Origin of the sequence: Lysinibacillus sphaericus OT4b.31 (genome assembly GCF_000392615.1) — a bacterium.
Classification (GTDB): domain Bacteria; phylum Bacillota; class Bacilli; order Bacillales_A; family Planococcaceae; genus Lysinibacillus; species Lysinibacillus sphaericus_B.
Window position 1 is genome coordinate 1,994,465 of record NZ_KB933398.1, and the last position, 23,807, is coordinate 2,018,271.

Below are 23,807 nucleotides of genomic sequence, written 5' to 3' on the forward strand. Positions count from 1 at the left end.
AGTATCGAGTTAGAAAGGGGTTAAAAAAATTGTCAATAGGTATGTATATTGTTTATTTTGCGATAATATTGATACTGCCACTGTACGCACAGATGAAAGTAAAGGGCACGTATAAAAAATTCGCAAAGGAACGTACAATGAAGGGACAAACGGGTGCTGAGGTAGCGCGTGCGATTTTAGATGCGAACGGCTTATATGATGTGCGAGTTGTTCCGACGCAAGGTGTGTTATCTGATCACTATAATCCGGCAACCAAAACAGTTGCATTATCGGAAAGTAACTTTCATGAAGCGAGTGTTGCTGGTGCTGCAGTAGCTGCCCACGAGGTAGGTCATGCTATCCAACATAAAGAAGCTTATTCAATGCTTACATTACGTAGTAAGCTTGTGCCAGTGGCGAATATTTCCTCAAATGCTTCTTGGATTTTCGTTATGATTGGTATTTTTGCAAGTAGTTCGAATATGTTGCTTTTAGGGATTGTTTTATTAGGAGCTGGTGTAGTATTCCAATTAGTGACGTTACCAGTAGAGTTTGATGCATCGAAGCGAGCGCTAGTGCAAATGAATTCGCTAGGAATCATTACAAATGAAGAAGAACGCCCAGCACGTAAAGTGTTAAATGCCGCAGCATTAACATATGTTGCCGCAGCAGCAGTAGCTGTATTAGAATTATTACGTTTGATTTTAATCTTTACTGGTATGCGAAGCGACGACTAATAAAAAAACTTGTTATAGTGGTAATGCCATTATAGCGAGTTTTTTTCTTTCAAGCTTGCAGTAAGAGATGTGAAAACTTCAGCTTGCGAAGTAATCGTACCCAATAGATTCTAACGCCAATAAGACGAAAAAAATACCCGCTGAAATTAAGCGGGTATACCTCAAGATGAAAGAGTAGAACGAATTAACAAGGTGGTCGAATTACTGACCGTAAAAGCCTGATTGGTTCAACTAACAATCCATGGGGAAGAAGAACTCCCCACGGAATGAAGTTTCTCTTTATCCCGCAATAACGGTCAGTAAGCCGGTAAACTGACCGTAAAAGCCCGATTGGTTCAACTAACAATCCGTGGGGAAGAAGAACTCCCCACGGATTGAAGTTTCTCTTTATTGGATTGGTTGTTTTTGGTCGTCGAGTGTGAAGCCTTCTCCTGCAACATCTCGCACTTCCGAAATAGAAACGAAGGCGTGAGGATCTATTTCGTGAATAATAGATTTTAAGCGTACTACCTCATTGCGCCCGACAACACAATATAGCACGTCTTTTGGTTGCTTTGTAAAGTGACCATGGCCTTCTAAGATCGTCACACCACGTTCCATACGTAGTGCAATTAAATCTGCAATAGCACTAGACTTCTCAGAAATAATTAATGCTCCGCGCGCCGCATATGCCCCGTCCTGTACAAAATCGATGACACGTGCACCGACAAATACTGCGACCAGTGTATACATCATGGAGCGTGCATCTAAAAATGTTAGCCATGACAGTAAAATCACGATAGCATCAAACATAAACATTGTTTTTCCCATACTCCAACCAAAATATTTATGAGCGAGTCGTGCTAAAATATCTACACCGCCAGTTGTACCGCCAAAGCGGAACACTATTCCGAGACCGAGTCCAACAAAGACCCCGGCAAAAAGAGCTACGAGGAATAAATCATCCTCTAAGTGAATTGTGTACTGGTATTTTTGAAAAATTTTTAGGAAAACAGATACAGAAATTGTGCCGATGATGGTATAAATAAATGCTTTTTTTCCGAGTAGACGCCAGCCGAGAATAAACATTGGAATATTCAGTAGTAAATTAAGTAATGCAGGATCCCAACCTAATGTAAAATAAAGCACTAGGGTAATCCCGCTAAAACCGCCTTCACCAAGCTGATTTTGCATATTAAAGTGTACAAAGCCAAAGCTAAAAATCGCAGCTCCGAGCATTATTGCGACAATATTGCGTATTTTGATCTGTTTAAGCATAAGACCTCCTGGAGTTCCAAACAAATGAAGTAGTGGATTCTATTATCTGTCATTTTATTGTTTTTGACAACAATGGTGTAAATTTTATACGATGGAGATAGGAGTGTGATAATCGATGACAGAACAAGTTACAATGCAAGCTTTGCAAAAACGCGTGGATGATTATATTGGGCAATTTAAAGAAGGCTATTTCCCACCATTTGAATTACTGGCACGTTTGACTGAGGAGCTTGGTGAATTATCACGTGAAGTTCAGGATGTTTATGGACAGAAGAAAAAAAAGAGTACGGAAGAAGTAAACAGCATTGAAGAAGAATTAGGCGACTTTTTCTTTGTTTTAGTATGCTTTGCTAATGCACAGGGCATTAATCTAGATGAAGCGCTTCTACGTGTCATACATAAATTTGAAACGAGAGATAAAGGTCGCTGGACAAGAAAGGATGATGAATAATGTCGATACGTGTAGCAATTGCAGGACCGAGAGGAAAAATGGGAGCTGAAGCTGTACATACAGTCATGAAACATGACAAAATGGAATTAGTAGCTGTACTAGATTATAAAGAAATAGGGGCAACACTAGCAGATTTAGATATGTTCCCTGCGAGTTATACAGCACCAATATTTACAGATATGGATGACCTAGTAGAAGTGACTGCACCAGACGTATTAGTGGACTTAACAAATCCACATGCGGTATATCAGCATACAAAAGAGGCATTGAATTTAAATGTACGTCCTGTGATCGGTACAACAGGTTTTACAGATGCGCAACTAGAGGAATTATCAGCACTTGCCAAAGAAAAGGAGTTAGGCTGTATTATTGCACCTAACTTTGCGATTGGTGCCATCCTGATGATGAAATTTGCCAAGGAAGCGGCAAAATACTTACCTGATGTGGAAATTATTGAAATGCACCACGATCAAAAACTAGATGCCCCATCTGGTACTGCTGTTAAAACGGCACAAATGATTCAAGAGGTGCGAACACAAAAAGCGCAAGGTCATCCAGAGGAGACGGAAACGATTGATGGCGCTAGAGGTGCTGATGTTGATGGTATGCGCATTCACTCTGTTCGTTTACCTGGCTTAGTAGCACACCAGCAAGTATTATTTGGTGGTGACGGGCAACTACTAACCATTCGTCATGACTCATTAAATCGTAATTCCTTCATGTCAGGCGTCGCATTTTGTATAGAGGAAGTCATGAAAATGGATCAGCTTGTTTATGGTTTGGAAAACATCATCTAAAGATTGGATGGAAAATTTATGAAAATCGCACTAATCGCACACGATCGTAAAAAAGATAATTTAGTACAGTTTGCTATTGCTTACAAAGATATTTTACTTGAGCACACGCTATACGCTACTGGTACAACAGGGCAACGTGTTATTGACGCCACAGGTTTAGAGGTAACACGTTTTCGCTCGGGTCCGCTTGGTGGGGACCAACAAATTGGCGCAATGATTGCCAATAATGATATGGACATGGTGATTTTCTTCCGTGATCCATTAACAGCACAACCACATGAGCCAGATGTTTCTGCACTTATTCGTCTTTGTGATGTTTACCAAGTGCCACTGGCAACAAATATGGGTACCGGGGAAATATTACTAAAAGGCCTGCAAGAAGGTTTTGTGGATTGGAGACTGATTCAAGAAAGACGAGACTAAAAGACGTGATTCAGAAAGGATGATAATCGAATGAGAAAGCTTAAAATCGGCATTACCTGTTATCCAACAGTTGGAGGCTCTGGTGTTATCGCAACAGAATTAGGAAAAATGCTAGCAGAGAGAGGACACGAAATTCATTTCATCACCTCGAGCGTACCATTTCGATTGAATAAAATTTATCCAACCGTCTTTTTCCATGAAGTAGAAGTAAACAATTATTCAGTGTTTCAATATTCACCATATGATATTGCATTAGCGAGTAAAATGGCGGACGTGATTAAAGATGAAGGGCTAGATGTGCTACATGTGCATTATGCAATACCACATGCAGTTTGTGCGGTGCTAGCGCGTGAAATGAGTGGTCAAAATATAGGGATCGTGACAACATTGCATGGTACAGATATTTCGGTACTTGGGCAGGATTCTACACTTTCCCAGGCCATCAGATATGGTATTGATAAGTCAGATGTAGTAACGGCAGTATCAGAGGCATTAAAAGAACAAACTTACGAACTCATTGATACTGCAAAGCCAATTGAAACGATTTATAACTTCGTTGATGAGCGTGAATACCGACAACTAGACTCAGGAAACTTAAAAGAACAGTTTGGTATTCAAGCTGATGAAAAAGTTATCATTCACGTATCCAACTTCCGTAAAATCAAAAACCTTCCGCATATTGTCGATGCCTTTATGAAGATCCGCACTAACATGAAAGCAAAGCTCTTATTAGTAGGGGATGGCCCTGAAAAACATCGTGTCATGGATCAAGTAAAGGAAAGTCCATATGTCAAGGATGTTTTGTTTTTAGGAAAACAAGAAAACTTAGCTGAATTGTATTCTATTAGTGATCTTAAACTACTACTTTCACAGCAAGAGTCATTTGGACTTGTACTACTAGAAGCGATGGCTTGTGGTGTGCCATGTATCGGTTCGGCTGTTGGTGGAATTCCAGAAGTCATTGATCATGGTGTGGACGGTTACTTAGTGGAATTAGGCGATACGGATACAGTTGCACAATATGCCGTCGATTTATTGAATGATGAAGAAAAATTACAAAATTTCCGTGAAGCTGCCATGCGTGCTGTTAATGGAAAATTCCACTCATCCAAGATTGTTGAGCAGTATGAAAAATTGTACGAGAAGGTTGCGGAAAAAAATCATGCAAAACAATAAGGAATGGCAGGCAGCCTTCTCAGTCATTGAACAATTAGAGAAGGCTGGTTTTGAAGCAGTTGTCGTTGGCGGTGCAGTGCGAGATGCACTGCTTGGTCGACCTGTACATGATGTTGACGTAGCGACAAATGCCTTGCCAGAAGAAGTGAAGACTGTTTTTAAACGAACAGTTGATATTGGTATTCAGCACGGCACAGTGCTTGTCATTGTGCCAGCTGCCCCTGTTGAGGTAACGACTTATCGAACCGATGGAGAATATACCGATCACCGTAGACCTGAAGTAGTGCACTTTGTCCGTTCTCTTGAAGAGGATCTACAGCGCCGTGACTTTACGATGAATGCCATTGCCATGCGTCGTGATGGTTCTCTGGTCGATTATTACGGGGGGCAACTTGATATTGAGAAGGGTGTCATCCGGGCAGTAGGTGAAGCGAAGGTACGCTTTGCTGAGGATGCTCTACGAATGTTACGGGCTGTGCGTTTTTCTGCGCAGCTTGGTTTTTCAATCGAAGAAATCACATTACGAGCAATGCAGGAGAAGGTTGCTGATATTGCTTGGATAGCCAAAGAGCGACTAAAGGCAGAACTAGATAAACTTTGGCTTGGAAAAGATGTCTATAATGGCATAAAGAAGCTCCAGGAAAGCGGTTTGGATGACTATTTACATGGGGATTTCCATGCAGAAAATTGGCGTGGCTTTTGCGTACAGGATAAGTTATTTGGGTGGTCTTATTTTGCCTTCATACAAGGTGAAAATTGGCAAGACGTGTTGCGAAGCTATCGTTTATCGAAAAAAGAAATGGCTTTTGTCAAAGCTGTATTAGCGGCTTGTAAGACGTTAACTAGCGGCTGGACAAATATGGACTATTTCACGTACATGGAAGAAGAGCTTGAAGCTGCTCTTTACTTTGCTGAGTTAAGGCAGCTTGATGTTCCGAAGCCACCATACAGTATTCTTGAGGCACAGACAAAGTTGCCTATTCGGGAGCGACAAGATCTGGTAGTAAATGGCATGGATTTATTAAAATGGTCTGGACAAAAGCGCGGACCATGGATAAAAGAGGCTTTGCAGGCAATGCTTGAAGCAGTCGTTAACGGTGAGCTTCAAAATGACCGACAGCAGATAAAAGAATGGATTGAGCATAAATATGTCCATGAAGGGTGAAAAGCCCTTATAATTATTGACAGCAGGTGACCAAAAAGGATGCTTTTATAAAGGCATTGGACGGGTCACTTGCTTTTTTATATTGAGCATTAAGTTGTGCCAATCTCTTATGGGGGAGTCTTCTAGAAAAAAATGTTCGCGAATGCATTTTGATTCCGCGTGAACGGTCAGTAAGACGCTCACCCTATGTGGAAAGATAAGAGAGCAATCAAGCCGATTGATGTACCTAACAATCAGTGAGGAAAGAAAATTGACACTGATTGAAGTTTCACTTGATGACGGTAGGTAGTCAAGTGTTGTAATTTACAGTATGATAAATACAAATAAGTCAACGTTTTCATAGCAATATAAAACTAATAGTACACTATACTAAAGGATTGATTTAGCATGAGTATATCCATGAAAGATGAAATTTTAAAAAGATTATTAGTTGCGAACGGTGAGGCCGTTTCGGGGCAAGAGTTAGCGAATTCACTAGGTGTATCGCGTACAGCTATTTGGAAGCATATGCAGACATTGCAGGAAGAAGGTTACATATTTGAAACAGTAAAGAAAAAGGGATATGTGTTAACTGGAGTGCCCAATAGTTTAAGCCCTACACAAATCGAACTGTTTCTAAATACAAAGCGCTTTGGTCGTGAAATTCACCATTTTGATGTGGTCGATTCTACGCAGACTATTGCCCATAAGCTTGCACAGGAAGGCGCCCCAGATGGCACAATTGTTATCGGAGAAGAACAAACAGCAGGGCGTGGTCGTATGGCAAGGTCGTGGGAATCTGCACATGGTACAGGCATTTGGATGACGATTATTGTGCGACCTGACGTGTCACCACAGCAAGCTTCTTCATTTACGCTAGTTGTGGCTGTTGCAGTGACAATGGCGATTAAAACATTGTATAAAAATGTGGAGCCCGCTATTAAATGGCCAAATGATTTACTCGTTAACGGTAAAAAATGTACCGGTATTTTAACGGAGATGCAAGCAGAAGCGGATCTTGTTCAAGCATTACTTGTGGGAGTCGGTATCAATGCCAACCAAGTAGCAACGGATTTCTCACCAGATATTTCAGACATTGCGACATCGTTACGTTTGGAAGCGGGAGAAGAGATTAACCGCGCCGCCTTGGTTGCAACGATTTTACAATACTTAGAGCAATTCACAGATCTGTTTGTTAACGAAGGATTTACTAGCATTAAAGGGCTATGGGAAGAATTGTCGTGCACCATTGGACAACGAATCGAAGTGACAACGATCCGCGAACGCTTTGAGGGTGTTGCTAGTGGCATTACAGAAGATGGTGTGTTACAGCTAACACTGAACGATGGCACAGTTCGAACAATTTATTCTGGGGATATTAAAATTTTGTCATAGGAAAAGCTGCGAGGACGACTTACTTCTCGCAGCTTTTGTTTTAGGGTTTTAACACGCTTTGCTATCGGCGATAATTCGGTTCTATCGACGATTTACCTGCATCTATCAGCGATAAACTCGTTGCTACCAGCGATTTATCTACTTCTATCAGCGATATTGCCGTTGCTATCAGCGATACATGTCATTCAACCGGCGATTTTCAATGTAGTGATAATGCTAAGTCCCCGTGTGAAAGAGAGACACTCAGCTGGTGATCACCTTTAACTAGCTGTGAAACCTTACTGCTTTGCTCCTGACGATCGACCGTAATATCGCCAAAGTCTGTGTTCAATTCATAGCCTAAGTCACTTTTTTTGTTTTGTAAGTTTAGTGTTGTATCACCAAAGCTAGATGTTATCGTTGTTTGGCCGTTTAAAGTACCGTCAATGTCAATATCACCATGCTCGCTTTCCGCAACGAAGCCGTTACTTGTAAATTGCTCAAGCGTCATATCACCAAAAGATTGGGTAATTTCGGTGTTTATGCCATCGATATGCTTAAATCGGATATCGCCGTAATTACTTATTACATTGAGTTGCTGATAGTGCAGGCCACGAAGCGTTGTATCTCCGAAATTACTGTCGACAACAACTTTATTCAACGCCACCTTCTCAGGGACATAAATTTTAATGGATGGTGTTTGATTAACACTAAAGCCAAAGGATAGACGATTTTTTTTCTTACTTTCAGTTTCAACAGTCAGCGTACCGTTTTTTACACTATAGCTAACGTCTGCATCCTCAATCGCATTGACCTCTAACGCATAACTGTCCCCAGAAACGATTTCGACATCTCCATAGTCAGTGAAAACATCGATGCTGGTGAATGCTTCAAGTGTATAAGAATTATTAACAAGCGACTGTTTAGTTGGCACATGAATGCCAGTGTCATCTTTAATAATCGACCATTTACCACCAGAGAGATAACCGATAACGGCTAGTAAAAGCCCTAAAGTGATCATGGTAACAGCAATGAGTTTATGACGAGAAATCATTTACAAGCCCCCCTTGCGCTTTTTTATGACTTTATGGAATAAACCTGCCAATACTTCAACGCAGACAAGTCCGATTTTCTTTACAAAGCGAGTGATGATAGGGAAGAGCAGGACGCCTGAGCCTGTAACGATTAATCCTATACCCATAAAGAGTAATGCTGTAGGCCAATGTTCGGTAAGTACGAAGAAGCCGGAGATAAGCGCCGCAAGGCCACCAAAAAAGATCCCTAATACTGTTGCTACAATGGCTATAACAAAACTGAATACGACTGCGCCTAATGAAATAATAAGTGCTACAGCAGTAGCTAGAATAGGTAATGAAAGTGGCGCTGATAATATTGCAAGAATAATGAGCCAAATAGTTGTCATATTCTTTTTAGTAGAAGCTGGTGTTACATCGAAATCCTTTAATGCAAAATCAGCCAGTATTTGCGATGCAACCTGAGAAGGGGAGCCGAGCTGTAGAATGACTTGCTGTTCGTTTTCCCCTCCTGCTTCATCAAAATATTCTTCATAATAGGCAAGCGCAGCATCTAACTCTTGCGCAGGAAGGCGACGTAACTTGCCGCGTAGCTTTTTCAAATAGCTTGCTCTATCCATTTAATTCCCCTCCTAAAAGTACACAGTCAACCTTTTGTTTATACAACTGCCATTCCTGTAACAGGTCCAATAATCGTATGCGACCTTGCTCGGTAATTTGATAATAGCGCCTATTTCTGCCTTGATAGGGCTGGTCATAAGTTTTTAAATAGTCCGCTTTTTGTAAGCGACGTAATACGGGGTACAGGGTTGATTCTGATATATCCATCACAGATTGAACTTGCTGTGTTAATGAGTAACCGTATGCATCCTCTTTGTCTACAATCGCTAACACACAGGCGTCGAGTAAAGCAGAACCAAGCTGAAAAGTCATCTTTCCACCTCACATTCATTTACTTATACATGGTTTTATATTATATGTTGTATAGTATGTGGATAGTATATGACGTATAACATGGTTTGTCAAATTATGTGAGAATCTGGATGCTCTTTAACAATGACTTTGGTGTCAATTAAATTGATTTTAGGCATTATAAAAAATAGGTAGGGCAATTGCTAGAAAATTATATTTGAAGAGAGCGAGGGTTATCTGTTATAGTATGTGCTGAAGGGCAGTATCCTTTTGTGAACGGCACCTTCCAACACGTAAGACAAATTTTACAACAAATATCTGCCTTGATCTTTTATAGACAGGGACGGAAGAAAACGATGCGTTCATAGATAGTAATTACGTTTAGACGTAATTAATTAAGGACGAGCACACTACCCTTCTGCCCATTTTTAGGAACAGAAGGGTTTTTCTGTTTTCTTCCTCTAAAAAAGGAGGACTACATGATGAAAACAACATCAGATTTTTGGAAGATGAAAGCAGCCGGTGAAAAAATCGTTATGCTGACAGCGTATGATCACCCAGCTGCAAATTTCGCGGAGCAAGCGGGCGTCGAGATGATTCTAGTAGGAGATTCACTAGGAATGGTCGTGCTAGGCTATGATTCTACGATGCCAGTTACAGTGGCAGATATGGTGCATCATGCAAAAGCTGTACGCCGTGGGGCAAAGAATACGTTTATGGTCGTTGATATGCCGTTTGGCTCGTATCATGGCGATAGTAATGACACATTGAAAACAGCTGTGTCCATGATGCAGGAAACGGGAGCCGATGCATTAAAAGTTGAGGGAGCAGGAGATGTCATACCTGTTATTACGAAACTGACATCCGCTGGTATTCCAGTGGTTGCTCATCTAGGCTTGCTACCACAATCTGCTGGGGTACTTGGGGGCTATAAGGTACAGGGGAAGACAGCTGAGCAAGCAGCAAAGCTTTTGGAAGATGCGAAAAAATGTGAAGCGGCTGGTGCCTGTGCAGTTGTATTAGAGTGTATTCCACATCAGGTGACAGAAATGGTTTCTGAAAGTCTCATTATCCCTACTATAGGTATTGGAGCTGGTGTGGAAGCGGATGGGCAAGTATTAGTGTTCCATGACATGCTGAGCTATGGTTCACACCATGTACCAAAATTTGTGGAACGTTTTGCCGATATGGGCAGTGAGGCAAGTCGAGGAATTGCTGGCTATGTGGATGCTGTGAAGGCGGGCACATTCCCAGCACCGAAGCATTTCTTTACGATGAAAGAAGATGCATTGGATCAGCTTTATGGAGGCGTTAAGTAAATGAAAGTCTTCACTACTATCACAGCGCTCACAGCAGAAATTCAAGCTGCCAAACAAGGACAAAAAACAATCGGTCTTGTGCCAACGATGGGCTATTTACATGAAGGCCATTTAACATTAGCGAAAGCAGCTCGTGAAGAAAATGATCTAGTAGTTATGAGTATTTTCGTGAATCCGACTCAATTTGGTCCAAATGAAGATTTTGAAAGCTATCCTCGTGATTTACCACGAGACATAGCTATGGCAGAGTCTGTAGGCGTGGACATTGTTTTTGCACCGAGTGTTGAAGAAATGTATCCAAATAGCGGGGGGTTGCGCATGTATGCAGGTGAACAGGCGACAATTCTTTGCGGAGCTAGCCGCCCTGGTCATTTCGACGGTGTTTTACAGGTCGTAGCAAAGTTATTTCATTTGGCACAGCCAACTCGTGCTTATTTCGGACAAAAAGATGCCCAGCAAGTGGCAATTATCGCTACAATGGTACGCGACTATAACTTCCCACTTGAGATGCGTGTCGTGCCGATTGTGCGCGAAGAGGATGGTTTAGCAAAATCTTCTCGCAACGTCTATTTAAGTGAGCAAGATCGTCAAGAAGCTCCGGCGATTAACGAAGCATTACTACTGGCACGCGACAACTTTTTAGCAAACAGAGATGCAAATAGTGCCCTAGCAAAAGCGAAATATCACCTTACAGCGCGAATACATGGCAAAATCGATTATATTGAGTTATTAGCGTACCCTGATTTAACCCCCGTCACTGCTGCCACTGAACAAGTACTTTTGGCGGCTGCTGTGTATATCGGTAGCACCCGTTTAATCGATAACTGTATTTTTAATATGAAAGAAGGCTTATAAAATGTTACGAATGATGATGAATAGCAAAATCCACCGTGCGACTGTTACAGAAGCGGATTTGAACTATGTAGGTTCCATTACAATCGATGAAGATATTTTAGATGCAGTAGGTATGCTAGCAAACGAAAAGGTGCATATCGTAAATAATAACAATGGCGCACGCTTCGAAACGTATATTATTGCAGGTGAGCGTGGGTCAGGAGTGATTTGTGTCAATGGGGCAGCTGCACGACTTGTACAACGGGGAGACATCGTGATTATCATTTCTTATGTCTATGTAGATAATACAGAGGCAAAGGATCATAAGCCAACCGTCGCTATTATGGACGAAGGTAATACCATTAAAGAAATGATCGCCTATGAGCCTGAAGCTACGGTGTTGTAATTAAATTCTTTATAAAATGTGTAATATAATAACAAGTTATTTTTAAGCTGAACTAATTTTTGTATTAGTTCAGCTTTTATGTGTGAGATGTTAAATTATATATTCTTCAACTCCCGGTGCAGGTAAGTTGAACAGGAGATGCTATACGATACACATTATTACCAGTAAGGATGGACTTTTTACAATAGGAGTATATATGTGGCAGGAAGAATGCGGATAGGAGTATTGGAGGCCTATAAAAAAAGGAGTGTCTTTGATTGAGACGGAGGAAGGCGCAGAGATATTAGCCATTGAATATTTAAGAGAATATTCTAGTGAAATTATCAATCCTTAATCACTTCACTAACGGGGCCTTACTTGAAGATCATTGAGCTGTTTAGAAAGTTCTTTTTTTATTCAACTAACGGTGCAGCTTAATGAAAGAAGGAATTTGTAAGAATATATTAAATTTTGGTAATAAGTTGTTCGTGTTTTAAAACACTTATATTAGAAGTAAGGGGAGAAGGGGATCCAACCATCTTCATTCATGGTAGTGAAGCTTCGTGGAAAATATGGAACCTCAAATAGAGCAGTTTATAGAACGTATACAATGAACTAGCTATTAATGCTGCTGGCGACGATTTTAATAAATGAGGGGGAATTTTTGAGAAGTGCGCCTTCCTATAATTAGTCTATTGTCACTTTGATTTTTAGAGTATATTAATTGGTAAATAAAAATGGCTTGTGATTATCATAGTAATCAACAAGCCGATTTTTATCTAAATTTTATGAGAAATCATCAATCTTTCACAATACTTTACTTGATGTTAGTTTATTCAATCAATTCACTTTCTTTGAGTAAATCATAGATTATTGTTTCCTTCGTTTTGTGAATACCTAATTTACCTATTTGTTTTAAGATAAATGGAGCATCAATATCTGTTAATTTTTTTCCGTCCAGTAAGCGAGAGGTTGAAGCTAATAAAGTACGAATATCAAAAGCAGATGCAAATACTTCTGGGACGCCTCGATCAATATTTAATAATTGATAAACAGCTTCCATCGCAGTTCTTACTGAATATTCAGTTGTGAATACTGTGTCTCTTTCTGTTTCACTAAAATTCCCAATGAAGGCTAAGTTAACAGATCCGTTAGGGACAACTAAAGGACGATCACCTAATGCTCTAGGCATGAAGTAAGATGTTATAAAAGGCATATAACATGGAATTGTATTACATGAATTCTGGGCTAAATCTGGTATTTCATCTACAGGTACGCCCATATGGTACAACCACTCTTGTGCTATCTCGATTCCACTACATTCAGTGATACTTTTTTTAATAAAATTACCTGGTTTATTAGATAGTAAACCATAGATCCAAACGACTAATTGATCTTTTGGTTGATTTTTAAAATGAGGTTGTCTGTTCAACGTATAGCTTAGCATCCAATTAGAATCTTTAGCAGATACAATACCACCGGTAACTACCTTCCCAGCATATGGATCTCTTTTGCTGATTTTTTCAATATAAGGAGCAACTCGAGCATCCAATGTAGTGAGTGTTGCTGAAACAAACCAACTTTCTTTCGGAAGATTATCACAGAATTTTTCTGGTCTACCAAATTCAGCATCTTGTGAAGCTATATTTTTCCAAAGAGACCAACTACCACCTAAATCGGTTGTTTTAGGGGCTGGTGTATTATTGTCACCATAAGTTGTACTCTCTGTGATACTTCCATTTGTCACAAAAACCAGTTCATTTTCCGTTAGCTCTATATTTTTTTTCTCACCATTCTGTCTCAGCACCAAAGTTTGAGCTACCTTTTTGTCTCCAACTCTATCAATCAAAACATTCTCTACAACAGTATTGTACTGAAAATCAACATTATTCTTTTCTAAATAGTTAATCATAGGAAGTACTAAAGATTCATATTGGTTATACTTTGTGAATTTCAAAGCAGATAAATCAGGTAATCCACCAATATGATGAATAAAACGCACAATGTAACGACGCATTTCCATTGCAGAATGCCATTTTTCAAAAGCAAACATCGTGGACCAATATAGCCAAAAATTCGATGCAAAGAATTCTTCAGAGAAAACATCCGTAATTTTTTTATCCTCTAATTTCTCTTCAGGAGTAAAAAATAATTTAATCATTTCTTCAGATGATTTATCAGATAATGTAAATTTTCCATCATCCTCAAGTCTTTGTCCTCTTTTTTCAATCAATCGACATTTAGAATAATTAGGATCTTCTTTATTTAACCAATAAAATTCATCTAAAACAGAAGCATTTTCTATTTCCAAAGATGGGATTGAACGAAATAAATCCCATAAGCATTCAAAATGATCTTCCATTTCTCGACCACCACGAATAATAAAACCCCTTGTCGGATTTAGAATACCATCCAGACTACCTCCTGAGATATCTAACTCTTCGAGAATATGAATATTCTCTCCTTTCATTTGGCCATCACGAATTAAAAAACATGCGGCTGAAAGTGAGGCTAGCCCCGAACCAATAAGATACGCTGATTTTTCATCAACACCCTCAGGTTTTTTAGGACGTGCGAAAGCTTCATAATTACCATTACTGTAATACATAATACCGCCTCCATAAATTATTATTCTAATATAGAATATCATAAATTTACATGAAAATGGTAAAACGAGAGAAAAATTAACAAATTATTCAAATTTGAAGTTGAACTGTAGATATACTTATCCTTCTCGTTTGACATAACAATTCATTGCATATTTATAAATTATTTATTGATACCTTTTTCATCAAAGGAATTAGGCAATATCTGAAAATTACATTGTTCTTGTAGCGGTTAACCTGTAACAAACTATAGCACGGGGATTCATTGCGTGATTTCCTTCTATAAAATTAACCACAAGGCTTTCCTAAAAGGGTAAAGTATGCAAAGTTTTGAGGGCAGCTTTGCATAATTATTATAGTGAGAAAATAAAAAGGTCATTCAACATCCGAAATTTACAAGCACAATTGCTTTCTCATAGCATGTCAATCCACTTTATTCATATGTGCAAATTTATTCATTTTTCTTGTGCTTACAAAATCTATTTTTTATAAAACTATATCAATTCTATTCAAATTTAGTATTTTCGAATAATTTAAACATCATACCCTCTCTCCTTGGAAATCGCTTGATATAAGGCTTTTGGGCGAGTTGAAGTATATATAAAAGAACAAAATTAATATATTTTAAAAAATAATGTTGACAACTATTTAGGGTGGTATGTAGAATAGGACGAGTGATTATGAGAATCATTATCAAGTAAGGCGAACAACCTTATTTTTTTATTGTCAATTGAGAATGACTCTCATTTTATTAAACATATGTTGTTAGTTAGGATGGTTAACGAATGGAAGCAAGCGCGAAGAGCATGGAACAACAAGAAACGAATATGAAAAAGATTAAGAGCAGACCGCTTATTGCTTCGATTATTTTAATAGCAGGTACGATTTTATTAGCTTTAAGTATGGGAATGTCCATTTCGTTTGGGGCAGCGGATATTAGCTTAAAGACTGTCTGGCAAGCTGTTTTTCAATTCGATGATTCACTTACACATCATAGTGTCATTTGGGAGCTTCGTATTCCAAGAGCAATTGGAGGAGTAGTCGCTGGTGCATTTCTAGCGGTATCCGGAGCAATTATGCAAGGTATGACACGAAATCCTCTTGCCTCACCATCTTTAATGGGGATTACAGATGGTGCGGTATTTGGAATTGCAATTACTTATGCATTTTTCCCTAATTCCCCATACATAATGTTTGTTATTGCTTCATTTATGGGTGCAGCATTTGGTGCAAGTATTGTTTATGGTGTGGGTGCATCCTCACCAGGAGGGCTAACACCCGTGAAGTTAGCGTTAGCTGGAGCAGCAATCAGTGCCTTACTTGGGGCCATCTCATCCAGTATCGCACTTTATTTCAATCTTGCTCAAGAAGTGAGCATGTGGAATGCAGGAGGCGTTTCGGGTGTGAAATGGGTAAGTATTGAGATGTTGCTACCAATTGGACTAGTTTGTCTTGTGATAGCAATTATCATATCGAGATACATTACCATCTTAAGTTTCGGTGAAGAAATTGCGATTGGGCTTGGACAAAATACAACCTTAATTAAATTTATTGGAACCGTACTTGTGCTTGTTTTAACAGGCTCAGCTGTATCTATGGCAGGTTCTGTAGGATTTGTAGGACTTGTTATCCCACATATGACACGTTTTCTCGTTGGATCTGATTATAGATGGGTTATTCCATGTTCAGCGGTATTAGGTGGGTTGTTAATCGAATGTGCAGATATGTTATCTCGCGTTATCAATCCACCATTTGAAACGCCAATTGGTGCAATTACAGCTTTAATTGGAGTTCCATTCTTCCTTTACTTAGCTCGTAAAGAGGGGAGAGGGAAAATATGAAGCAAGGTATCTTAACAAAAAAGAATATGTCAGTAATAGCCATTTTAGTTTGCTTAATTGTGTTTATATTCTTAATTAGCTTAAATACAGGAACGTTTAAAATACCGCCAATAGATGTATTGAAATCGTTAATTGGGTTAGGCGCCGAAGATCAATCTGTCATCTTATTCGAGTTTCGTATGCCTCGAATGGTTATCGCTATTTTAGTTGGTTCAGCGCTAGCAATATCAGGGGCAATCATGCAAGGTTTATCTCGAAATCCACTTGCTGACCCTGGAATTATCGGTATTAATGCTGGTGCTGGATTGACGGTTGTTATTTTCGTCTACTTCTTCTTCGGAAAAGTTGGGACCGGTACGTTAATATCAGTATTCATTCTTCCGTTTTTTGCTTTAGTGGGTGCTTTATTGGCAGCGGTTATTATTTATACACTTGCTTGGAAAAATGGTGTTTCATCAACTCGTTTAATACTTGTTGGAATTGCAGTTGCAGCAGGGTTTGGTGCTGTCAGTTTAATTTTTTCAATGAAAATGACGTCTAATGATTTTCGTTTTGCAACCATTTGGTTAGCAGGGAGTTTATGGGGAACAGATTGGAAATTTGTATTAAGTGCACTTCCATGGATGCTTATATTTTTACCAATTGCATTTCTCAAAGTGCATGTATTAAATGTGATGAATTTAGGAGATGCAGCAGCGGTAGGCCTTGGTGTAAATGTGGAGAAGGAAAGACGTAAATTATTATTTATCGCCGTGTGCTTGGCTGGTGCATCGGTAGCTGTAGCTGGTGGTATTGGATTTATCGGTTTAATGGCACCCCATCTGGCAAGACGCCTTGTTGGGGGAAAACATCAAATCATGTTACCAACAGCAGCATTAATTGGCACTTTGCTATTACTATTTGCAGATTTAATTTCAAGAAGTGTACTAACAACTTCAGAAATACCAGTCGGTTTCGTTATTTCTATTATTGGTGCACCATATTTTATTTATTTACTTATGAGGACAAAATAAAAGGAGTCTTTTTTGATGGTAACTTTAGCAGTTGATTCGGTATCCGTTGGCTATAATGAAGGATTAATTATAGATGGATTATCAGTGGAGATCCCCGAAGGAAAGATTACAACGATTATTGGACCAAATGGTTGTGGGAAATCTACCTTGTTAAAAACAGCGTCTCGTATTTTAAAGGCAAAACGAGGGACTGTTTATCTTGATGGAAAAGCAATTGAGAAACAGTCAACAAAAGAAATTGCAAAGAAAATGGCAATTTTACCCCAGACTGCAGAATTGCCGACTGGTCTTACTGTGTTTGAGCTTATTTCATATGGTCGTTTTCCACACCAAAATGGATTTGGCACGCTGAAAGAAGAAGATTATCGCTATATTCATTGGGCACTTGAAGTGACAGGGATGACAGAGTTTGCAAAGCGTCCAGCAGAAGCTTTATCAGGTGGTCAACGTCAACGAGTATGGATTGCGATGGCACTTGCTCAAGGAACGGACTTACTTGTATTAGACGAGCCGACAACTTACTTAGATATGGCTCACCAGTTAGAAATATTAAAATTATTGAAGAAGTTAAATCAGGAAGAAGGCCGTACAATCGTTATGGTCATTCATGATTTAAATCATGCCTCTCGTTTTTCTGATCATATGGTTGCTTTAAAAGCTGGCAAACTGATTCACCAAGGAACGCCAGACGAAGTAATGACAAGTGAGACACTTCGGAATGTATTTGAAATTGAGGCACTAATTGTTTCATGTCCTGTAAACAGTAAGCCGATCTGTTTAACCTACGATTTAATGATGTTTCATAATTAATCACTGAAAAAAGCATAAGGGGAGGGGCTTCCTCTCTTAAATAGAGAGAGAGGGAGCATTCTAATGGGCGTTGAGCTTCTCATTTTAGCCTGAGATGTTGAACACCCATTAGAATGAAATGGGTCACATACAATTTATCCGGGAGGAACAAAAATATGAAGAAATTTAAACTATCGTTACTAGCAATGGTATTAGTTGTTACATCTATACTATTTGCAGCTTGTTCTTCAGATAAGAAAGAACAAGAAGAAAAAGCAGACGCAAAAGCTGAAGAGCGTACTGTAGTGCATGCTAAAGGGGAAATTAAAATCCCTGCAAATCCAAAGAAAATTGCTGACCTTAGTGGTTCAACAGAAGAATTATTAATCTTTGGAATGAAACCAATCATTACTGCAAATACGTCTCAAGAAGAGATTGATCCACATATTGCAGATAAATTGAAAGATGTTAAACCTGTCGGCTCTGCTTGGGGTGACAAAATTAACATCGAAGCTGTGGCTGCTGCAAAACCAGATTTAATTCTTATAAATAATCGTCAAGAAAAAATCTATGATCAACTATCTAAAATTGCACCTACTGTTATGTTAGAAACTCCATTAGATCAATGGCGTCCTAAGTTTGAGGAATTAGGTAAAATCTTCGATAAAGAAAAAGAAACAGAAGAATGGTTCAAAAATTATGATGACAAAGCAAGTAAGTTACACGATAAAATCGTTGCTAAAACTGGTGATGAGACGTTCATGAAAATGGCTGCATATCCAAATGCATTCCGTGTATACGGTGACTATGGTTACGGTAGCGTAATCTTTAAAGATTTAAAATTACCAGCAGTTCCTGGTACACCAATGGATGAACCATTAGTACAAGTACAAAAAGAAGCTTTAATTGACTACAATCCAGATTACCTATTCGTATTTACAACAGGTGACGGTTCTGAACGCTTAAAAGAATTCCAAGAAGAAACAATTTGGAAAAACATGAACGCTGTTAAGAACAACCGCGTATTTATCATTAATAATGATGCAGTAAATAAAGGATACTTCCCACTTGGAAAAGAAATGATTTTAGACGAAATTGCTGATTTTGTTTTAGAAAAATAATAAAAGCAAGAATCACCTTCGTAATATTGAAGGTGATTCTAACTGTAGACAAACTCAAAAATGGAGTTTGATCTGACCCAAAAAAGTTAGACAAATAATTTAAGCAGCTTCTAAGATCTGAGTCCGATATTGTACTGGACTTAGATCTTTTAATTTTGTCTTCATACGTTTGTGATTATAGTAATGAATATAGGCATCCAATTCTTTTTCAAAGTGCACCATACTTTCAAATTCTTGCAGGTAAAGCAACTCAGACTTTAATAAGCCAAAGAAATTTTCCATGACAGCGTTGTCAAACAATTTCTATTTGATATAAACGAATCCATCCCTGAATCATTTATAAGAAACCTTATATAAATCCTGAAGTTCCAAATAACTATGTTTCCCCTCAAGGTAAAGACGAGCAATGCCCAAATACAATATGCTCTTTGTGCCCATTAATGGATAGAGTGGTTTGGCCATCCGTAATCAATAAGGGAGCCGCACTATCAAGATGTATCGTTGATTTTTGAAATAATGATTTGGCTAAATCTTTTATTTCTGTGCAATGTGCCAGCCAATTAGGATTAGAATCAAGCATTTATTTACTCCTTTAGTTTGTTGTGATAAAAGTATACTACGGAATGTCACAGCAAACGGCATAAAAACGACAAGTTCAAAATGAATAACATTTGTAAAAAAGATTAATTATTTATAATAAAGTTTGATTAAAATCATTTCTCCTTTAGATTTCTTAGAGGTGAGATGATTTTTTTATTGGATATTTATGTTAACATCACTTAAAAGAGGCGTAGTTGTACAAAGGAAACCATAAGAAAAGAGCTTCCATTGAAGGAGAAAATGCGAAGCTCAAATGGTTTTATGGTCTATCTCGAACTGGGAGATAGGCCAATTAGGTGTGTAAAGCAATCGAGATTAGTTATCATTGTAGTAATATTAGGCGGGTGAAGCGATAGTAACAGCCTAATACCAGATAATGTCGCCAAAATAAATCTATTACTAATTTGAAATTATATTTTGGACTTCATTTCTATAAAAATTTATACATAGTGAACAAAAAAACTACTTTTTCACTGGTTTTGAACCGTTCTAATGATTCATTTTACATAGATTAACTATCAGGAGTAATCGAATAGTCTTGAAGTTTGTAGAGTTACGTGAGATTATAAGTGAGCGTAACTGTAAACTAAAACTATAGAAGTTAAAGGCAAACTGTTCTGAAAGGGCAGGACGCAAAGCCTAGGGTCTAAAGTTTAGGGATTAATCAAAAGTCCTGCAATCTAAACAATGATCGCCTGGTTACCAAATTTATGGATTAATACATATATAAATCCTTTGGCTATTCTATATTAAATAGAATAGTTTTTGGAGTGTTTAAAACCACCTGGAATGAATTTGGCGAAAATACGTAGTTGGAAAGGATTAATAGATTCTTGAAGTTAACAAAAAACTGCACCATTGGTCCTCTTTAGTAACATGGAATAGGGGTAGAACCGAAGACGTATTAACGGGGCTATTAACTATTGTAACGCCCCAACAACTAGAAGATTTATGCCGTAAAGAAGTAGCTTGATTAGAAGAGAAAATTCGGTTTCCTTATCTACCCTACCTACATAATTTTTCGGAATGACATCCATGGGGTGTGTTTCCAGTATCCAGCGGAAGCTGTCAAGTGCGGTCTTTCACTTGACTGGTTTCACTGGATACAAGACGCTCCGTAAATGGATGCTGTTCTAAAATGGACTTAACTTTTTTGTGTCTAGGATATTGACGTAGATCCAGTTTGCACCTTTTGTATCATTGGGAATAGAAAAATCAGCAAGTGTGTGACCCTCGCCATGTATGAAATGGACATGATGGGAGCGCAAACTCACGTCGATACCGACTAGCATTTGTGACAAACCAATAACTTCCTAAGTTAGGATTAATCAAGATTGTCTCAGACCTGGGTGCCCAGTCGTATCATCGATGTCTGCATCTTTATTAAAAATCAAAGGGAAGAATACCAAAATGAGCTCTACACTCTCTTCTTCACCAACGTCGCAGCTAGTGGTTAGAACTTCCATAATGAACGATGGGTTAGCAGGCTTATCAAGCAGTACACTATTAAGCGCCAACAAGGAGAGAAGGCTATTTTCTGTGTCAACCTTGTCCGTTTCATTGTCTCATGGGCACGGTCTGAGTGAAATAAAAGATGAAATAAAAAAGGACGAAGTACTAAAATAGAGCATCCTCCATCCTCGTCCAAACTATATGAATTTAGGCAACTCAAATAAACAGGTAGCACCTGTGAGCTTTATTAAGACAGGATAAAAATGGATTTTTGGCTCCCTCGGTAAGTTAAACAGGTAAAACATAAAAAGAGTGAGAGAGCCAAAAGGCGACCATCTCCTATAGGAAATCCAACAGATCCTCCAGTTGTCCAGATCAGTGGAAAGAGTTCTTACTACTAATATACAAGGAGTGTAAAATTTAAATGAATAAGAAAAGGATTTCGTTCAAAGCAAAGTTATTAGTTTTCTCTTTATTACTGTCATTAGTACCGATTGTTTTTATTGGAGTTTTAGTTAATAAAATAGTTAGCGAAAAAACCAAGGATGATTATATCAGTTTCAGCGAGAGAGAAATTAAACAGGTGGACAATGGAATTTCTCTATACTTTGAAACGATTAGGGAAAATGTCAAGTTATTAGCTAATGACCATTCCATCCTAAATGCCGATTCAAGTATTACCTCTTATAAAGATGTAGCGGGAGAAGGCTCAATTGATATGACCCCTTCAGAAAATGGGGATAAGGAGAAAGCCATTTTTGATGTGTTTTCTCAATTTAGTAATAGTCATCCTAAAGCCTCTTATGTTTATATAGGTACATCGGATGGAGGTTATGTCCAATATCCCGAGGGGCCAACCCCAGCTGGTTTCGATCCTAGAGACCGTCCTTGGTATACCATGGCTAATGAAAAACCAGGAGAAGTAAAATTAACAAGTGCCTATGAGGCAACGGGTATAGAGGGAATTATAGTAAGTAATGTAGTGTCGATTGAAAAAGATGGAAAACAGACAGGTGTGTTAGGCTTAGATGTAAGTTTGGAAGGCTTAACAGATATTATCAAGGAAATCAGTATAGGTAAAAATGGGTATGTAATTCTCGCGCAAGAAGATGGAACAATCCTTGCACATCCAAAAGATCCTGAATTGAACTTCCAACCAATTTCTAAACTAAACATTCCTTCAATCAAAGATGGCACATTTGAAACTGAACTAGATGGAGAAGACTATGTATTAAACACAATCACTTCAGAAATTGATGGCTGGAAGTATATTGCTGTCATAAAAAAGGACGAAATTTTAAGTACGGCCACTTTCATACGCTCGATGCTTTTCATTATAGGTGGGATTTTTGCTATTCTTGCTGTAGTAGCTTCAATTTTTATGAGTTTACGTATAACGAAGAGAATTAAAAGAATTAGTGATTTGTCTTTAGCGATGTCAAAAGGTGATTTGACTCAACAAGTCACGGTAAAGGTGAATGATGAAATCGGGGATATGGGCGAGAATTTCAATACGATGTCTAACAGTTTAAAAGAAACAATCAAAAAAATTTCGAATGAATCTCAACAATTATCTGCTACATCTGAGGAGCTGGCAGCATCTTCGATCGAGAATCAAAAAGCTTCTAATGAAATATCCGAATCGATCCAACTTGTTGCTACTGGAACAGATGAACAGGATGCCGCTATGAAAAACGCAGTAGGTATTATCAATGAGGTGTTTAAGCATGTGGACGATGTGACAGTGAGCATGGACAATGTGAAAGATTCCATCCATTATTCAACGGAAACTGCTAAACAGGGCGGTGAAGTCGTGGAACAAACGGTAAGTCAGATGAGTGAGATTGATAAAAACGTAAGTTCTTCCGCTGAGAAAATTAGCATGTTAAATGAAAAATCAAATGAAATTAGACAAATAAGCTTAATCATACAGTCCATTTCGGAACAAACGAATTTATTGGCTTTGAATGCTGCAATTGAAGCTGCAAGAGCTGGCGAACATGGAAAGGGATTTGCAGTAGTGGCGGATGAAGTTCGAAAACTCGCAGAGCAATCCAGCAACTCAGCATTGCAGATCAATGAAATTATTCATGATATTGAAAATGGCATTGAAGATTCGATGGGTCTTGTAAATCTAGGGGTAAGCTCGGCAAAAGAAGGAATGAAACTCGTGAATGAAAGCGGGAAAGCATTTGGAGAAATAAAGGACTCCATTATCGCTGGAACAACAAAAATTTCCGAGGTCAGCATAGCAATGGAAAACATGAAGAATCATATAGCTGAAGTGGTAGTTCACATAGAGGCAGTTTCAAAAACGAGTATTGAAGTAAATAATTATTCCCAAAACGTCGCGGCATCCTCCGAAGAAATGAGTGCCTCAATGGAAGAGGTTTCATCGGTTTCTCAAGAGTTAGCTAGAATGTCAGGTGAATTAGAGGAAGCTATCCAGCAATTTAAATTGTAAAAGTATGATTTCTATCAAGCCAATAACCAAAGGAACATGTTGGGTTTAACGGCACATACCTACACAACCTATAATCTTGTTTATAATTTACATTCATAT

The 23,807-nt window shown here is 38.6% G+C and carries 22 protein-coding genes, 1 pseudogene and 1 riboswitch; of the genes and pseudogenes, 15 read left to right on the top strand and 8 right to left on the bottom strand.

Translation table 11 applies throughout. From position 1 onward, the window contains the following. Positions 1–41: 41 nt before the first annotated feature. Positions 42–716, top strand: a complete 675-nt coding sequence (locus H131_RS09160) for a zinc metallopeptidase (protein ID WP_080647717.1) — start codon at positions 42–44, stop codon at positions 714–716. Between the two features lie 387 nt (positions 717–1,103). Here H131_RS09160 and H131_RS09165 read toward each other — a convergent pair whose 3' ends face one another. Then, a complete protein-coding gene (locus H131_RS09165; RefSeq protein WP_010858827.1) occupies positions 1,104–1,973 on the bottom strand; it encodes a YitT family protein in 870 nt (289 codons plus the stop codon). A 115-nt stretch (positions 1,974–2,088) separates the two neighbouring features. Between H131_RS09165 and H131_RS09170 the strand changes: the two genes are divergently transcribed. From H131_RS09170 to H131_RS09195, 6 genes are all read left to right on the top strand, one after another. Then, on the top strand, positions 2,089–2,424 hold the full coding sequence (locus H131_RS09170; RefSeq protein ID WP_010858828.1) for a nucleotide pyrophosphohydrolase: 336 nt from the start codon (positions 2,089–2,091) through the stop codon (positions 2,422–2,424). Continuing rightward, positions 2,424–3,221, top strand: coding sequence for a 4-hydroxy-tetrahydrodipicolinate reductase (gene dapB, locus H131_RS09175; protein ID WP_010858829.1), 798 nt, complete (start codon positions 2,424–2,426; stop codon positions 3,219–3,221). The genes H131_RS09170 and dapB overlap by 1 nt, the downstream gene beginning before the upstream one ends. Positions 3,222–3,239: 18 nt before the next feature. Next, positions 3,240–3,644: a methylglyoxal synthase gene (mgsA, locus tag H131_RS09180; protein ID WP_010858830.1), complete on the top strand. Its 405-nt coding sequence runs from the start codon at positions 3,240–3,242 to the stop codon at positions 3,642–3,644. A 30-nt stretch (positions 3,645–3,674) separates the two neighbouring features. Further along, complete coding sequence (gene bshA / locus H131_RS09185; protein WP_010858831.1) at positions 3,675–4,820, top strand: N-acetyl-alpha-D-glucosaminyl L-malate synthase BshA; 1,146 nt, start codon at positions 3,675–3,677, stop codon at positions 4,818–4,820. Beyond that, complete coding sequence (locus tag H131_RS09190; protein ID WP_010858832.1) at positions 4,807–5,985, top strand: CCA tRNA nucleotidyltransferase; 1,179 nt, start codon at positions 4,807–4,809, stop codon at positions 5,983–5,985. Before bshA ends, H131_RS09190 begins: the two co-directional genes overlap by 14 nt. Before the next feature lie 387 nt (positions 5,986–6,372). Beyond that, positions 6,373–7,359 carry a biotin--[acetyl-CoA-carboxylase] ligase gene (locus H131_RS09195; protein WP_010858833.1) on the top strand — a complete coding sequence of 329 codons (987 nt, stop codon included), beginning with the start codon at positions 6,373–6,375 and terminating at the stop codon, positions 7,357–7,359. 199 nt (positions 7,360–7,558) lie between these two features. On the opposite strand, the gene H131_RS09200 is transcribed toward H131_RS09195, so the two are convergent. Genes H131_RS09200 through H131_RS09210 form a run of 3 tightly spaced genes read right to left on the bottom strand, consistent with a single transcriptional unit; the run spans position 7,559 to position 9,305 of the window. After that, on the bottom strand, positions 7,559–8,392 hold the full coding sequence (locus tag H131_RS09200) for a DUF4097 family beta strand repeat-containing protein (RefSeq protein WP_010858834.1): 834 nt from the start codon (positions 8,390–8,392) through the stop codon (positions 7,559–7,561). After that, entirely contained in the window at positions 8,393–8,992 is a 600-nt protein-coding gene (locus H131_RS09205; protein ID WP_010858835.1) for a DUF1700 domain-containing protein, read from the bottom strand. Further along, positions 8,985–9,305, bottom strand: coding sequence for a PadR family transcriptional regulator (locus tag H131_RS09210; RefSeq protein WP_010858836.1), 321 nt, complete (start codon positions 9,303–9,305; stop codon positions 8,985–8,987). The genes H131_RS09205 and H131_RS09210 overlap by 8 nt, the downstream gene beginning before the upstream one ends. Before the next feature lie 461 nt (positions 9,306–9,766). Here H131_RS09210 and panB point away from each other — a divergent pair, with 461 nt between their 5' ends. From panB to panD, 3 genes are read left to right on the top strand one after another with little or no spacing between them, the layout of a single operon-like run. After that, a complete protein-coding gene (gene panB / locus H131_RS09215) occupies positions 9,767–10,603 on the top strand; it encodes a 3-methyl-2-oxobutanoate hydroxymethyltransferase (protein WP_010858837.1) in 837 nt (278 codons plus the stop codon). Beyond that, complete coding sequence (gene panC / locus H131_RS09220; protein WP_010858838.1) at positions 10,604–11,458, top strand: pantoate--beta-alanine ligase; 855 nt, start codon at positions 10,604–10,606, stop codon at positions 11,456–11,458. 1 nt (position 11,459) lies between these two features. After that, complete coding sequence (panD, locus tag H131_RS09225; protein ID WP_010858839.1) at positions 11,460–11,843, top strand: aspartate 1-decarboxylase; 384 nt, start codon at positions 11,460–11,462, stop codon at positions 11,841–11,843. An 811-nt stretch (positions 11,844–12,654) separates the two neighbouring features. Here the strand turns inward: panD and H131_RS09230 are convergent. Next, positions 12,655–14,430 (bottom strand): oleate hydratase, encoded by a 1,776-nt coding sequence (locus H131_RS09230; protein ID WP_010858840.1) that lies wholly within the window; start codon positions 14,428–14,430, stop codon positions 12,655–12,657. A gap of 783 nt (positions 14,431–15,213) precedes the next feature. Between H131_RS09230 and H131_RS09235 the strand changes: the two genes are divergently transcribed. The 4 genes from H131_RS09235 to H131_RS09250 all read left to right on the top strand — a co-directional run bounded on the left by H131_RS09235 (position 15,214) and on the right by H131_RS09250 (position 19,192). Continuing rightward, positions 15,214–16,269 carry a FecCD family ABC transporter permease gene (locus H131_RS09235; protein ID WP_010858841.1) on the top strand — a complete coding sequence of 352 codons (1,056 nt, stop codon included), beginning with the start codon at positions 15,214–15,216 and terminating at the stop codon, positions 16,267–16,269. Beyond that, a complete protein-coding gene (locus H131_RS09240; protein ID WP_010858842.1) occupies positions 16,266–17,282 on the top strand; it encodes a FecCD family ABC transporter permease in 1,017 nt (338 codons plus the stop codon). Before H131_RS09235 ends, H131_RS09240 begins: the two co-directional genes overlap by 4 nt. A gap of 15 nt (positions 17,283–17,297) precedes the next feature. Then, positions 17,298–18,092, top strand: coding sequence for an ABC transporter ATP-binding protein (locus tag H131_RS09245; RefSeq protein WP_010858843.1), 795 nt, complete (start codon positions 17,298–17,300; stop codon positions 18,090–18,092). Between the two features lie 155 nt (positions 18,093–18,247). Continuing rightward, positions 18,248–19,192: an ABC transporter substrate-binding protein gene (locus H131_RS09250; RefSeq protein WP_010858844.1), complete on the top strand. Its 945-nt coding sequence runs from the start codon at positions 18,248–18,250 to the stop codon at positions 19,190–19,192. 99 nt (positions 19,193–19,291) lie between these two features. Here the strand turns inward: H131_RS09250 and H131_RS09255 are convergent. From H131_RS09255 to H131_RS24315, 3 genes and pseudogenes are all read right to left on the bottom strand, one after another. Beyond that, positions 19,292–19,486: pseudogene (locus H131_RS09255) on the bottom strand (IS3 family transposase); the annotation flags it as partial. Positions 19,487–19,580: 94 nt separating this feature from the next. After that, a complete protein-coding gene (locus H131_RS09260; protein ID WP_010858846.1) occupies positions 19,581–19,772 on the bottom strand; it encodes a hypothetical protein in 192 nt (63 codons plus the stop codon). 616 nt (positions 19,773–20,388) lie between these two features. Then, positions 20,389–20,499: riboswitch (cyclic di-GMP riboswitch) on the top strand. Positions 20,500–20,925: 426 nt separating this feature from the next. Continuing rightward, on the bottom strand, positions 20,926–21,093 hold the full coding sequence (locus H131_RS24315; protein ID WP_010858847.1) for a hypothetical protein: 168 nt from the start codon (positions 21,091–21,093) through the stop codon (positions 20,926–20,928). A 575-nt stretch (positions 21,094–21,668) separates the two neighbouring features. Between H131_RS24315 and H131_RS09265 the strand changes: the two genes are divergently transcribed. Next, positions 21,669–23,708: a methyl-accepting chemotaxis protein gene (locus H131_RS09265; RefSeq protein ID WP_010858848.1), complete on the top strand. Its 2,040-nt coding sequence runs from the start codon at positions 21,669–21,671 to the stop codon at positions 23,706–23,708. Positions 23,709–23,807 lie beyond the last annotated feature (99 nt).

Bases quoted from the DNA above. Each gene is read 5' to 3' on its own strand.
- H131_RS09160 (WP_080647717.1), top strand. From the start codon at position 42: ATGTATATTGTTTATTTTGCGATAATATTGATACTGCCACTGTACGCA.
- H131_RS09165 (WP_010858827.1), bottom strand. From the start codon at position 1,973: ATGCTTAAACAGATCAAAATACGCAATATTGTCGCAATAATGCTCGGA.
- H131_RS09170 (WP_010858828.1), top strand. From the start codon at position 2,089: ATGACAGAACAAGTTACAATGCAAGCTTTGCAAAAACGCGTGGATGAT.
- dapB (WP_010858829.1), top strand. From the start codon at position 2,424: ATGTCGATACGTGTAGCAATTGCAGGACCGAGAGGAAAAATGGGAGCT.
- mgsA (WP_010858830.1), top strand. From the start codon at position 3,240: ATGAAAATCGCACTAATCGCACACGATCGTAAAAAAGATAATTTAGTA.
- bshA (WP_010858831.1), top strand. From the start codon at position 3,675: ATGAGAAAGCTTAAAATCGGCATTACCTGTTATCCAACAGTTGGAGGC.
- H131_RS09190 (WP_010858832.1), top strand. From the start codon at position 4,807: ATGCAAAACAATAAGGAATGGCAGGCAGCCTTCTCAGTCATTGAACAA.
- H131_RS09195 (WP_010858833.1), top strand. From the start codon at position 6,373: ATGAGTATATCCATGAAAGATGAAATTTTAAAAAGATTATTAGTTGCG.
- H131_RS09200 (WP_010858834.1), bottom strand. From the start codon at position 8,392: ATGATTTCTCGTCATAAACTCATTGCTGTTACCATGATCACTTTAGGG.
- H131_RS09205 (WP_010858835.1), bottom strand. From the start codon at position 8,992: ATGGATAGAGCAAGCTATTTGAAAAAGCTACGCGGCAAGTTACGTCGC.
- H131_RS09210 (WP_010858836.1), bottom strand. From the start codon at position 9,305: ATGACTTTTCAGCTTGGTTCTGCTTTACTCGACGCCTGTGTGTTAGCG.
- panB (WP_010858837.1), top strand. From the start codon at position 9,767: ATGAAAACAACATCAGATTTTTGGAAGATGAAAGCAGCCGGTGAAAAA.
- panC (WP_010858838.1), top strand. From the start codon at position 10,604: ATGAAAGTCTTCACTACTATCACAGCGCTCACAGCAGAAATTCAAGCT.
- panD (WP_010858839.1), top strand. From the start codon at position 11,460: ATGTTACGAATGATGATGAATAGCAAAATCCACCGTGCGACTGTTACA.
- H131_RS09230 (WP_010858840.1), bottom strand. From the start codon at position 14,430: ATGTATTACAGTAATGGTAATTATGAAGCTTTCGCACGTCCTAAAAAA.
- H131_RS09235 (WP_010858841.1), top strand. From the start codon at position 15,214: ATGGAAGCAAGCGCGAAGAGCATGGAACAACAAGAAACGAATATGAAA.
- H131_RS09240 (WP_010858842.1), top strand. From the start codon at position 16,266: ATGAAGCAAGGTATCTTAACAAAAAAGAATATGTCAGTAATAGCCATT.
- H131_RS09245 (WP_010858843.1), top strand. From the start codon at position 17,298: ATGGTAACTTTAGCAGTTGATTCGGTATCCGTTGGCTATAATGAAGGA.
- H131_RS09250 (WP_010858844.1), top strand. From the start codon at position 18,248: ATGAAGAAATTTAAACTATCGTTACTAGCAATGGTATTAGTTGTTACA.
- H131_RS09260 (WP_010858846.1), bottom strand. From the start codon at position 19,772: ATGCTTGATTCTAATCCTAATTGGCTGGCACATTGCACAGAAATAAAA.
- H131_RS09265 (WP_010858848.1), top strand. From the start codon at position 21,669: ATGAATAAGAAAAGGATTTCGTTCAAAGCAAAGTTATTAGTTTTCTCT.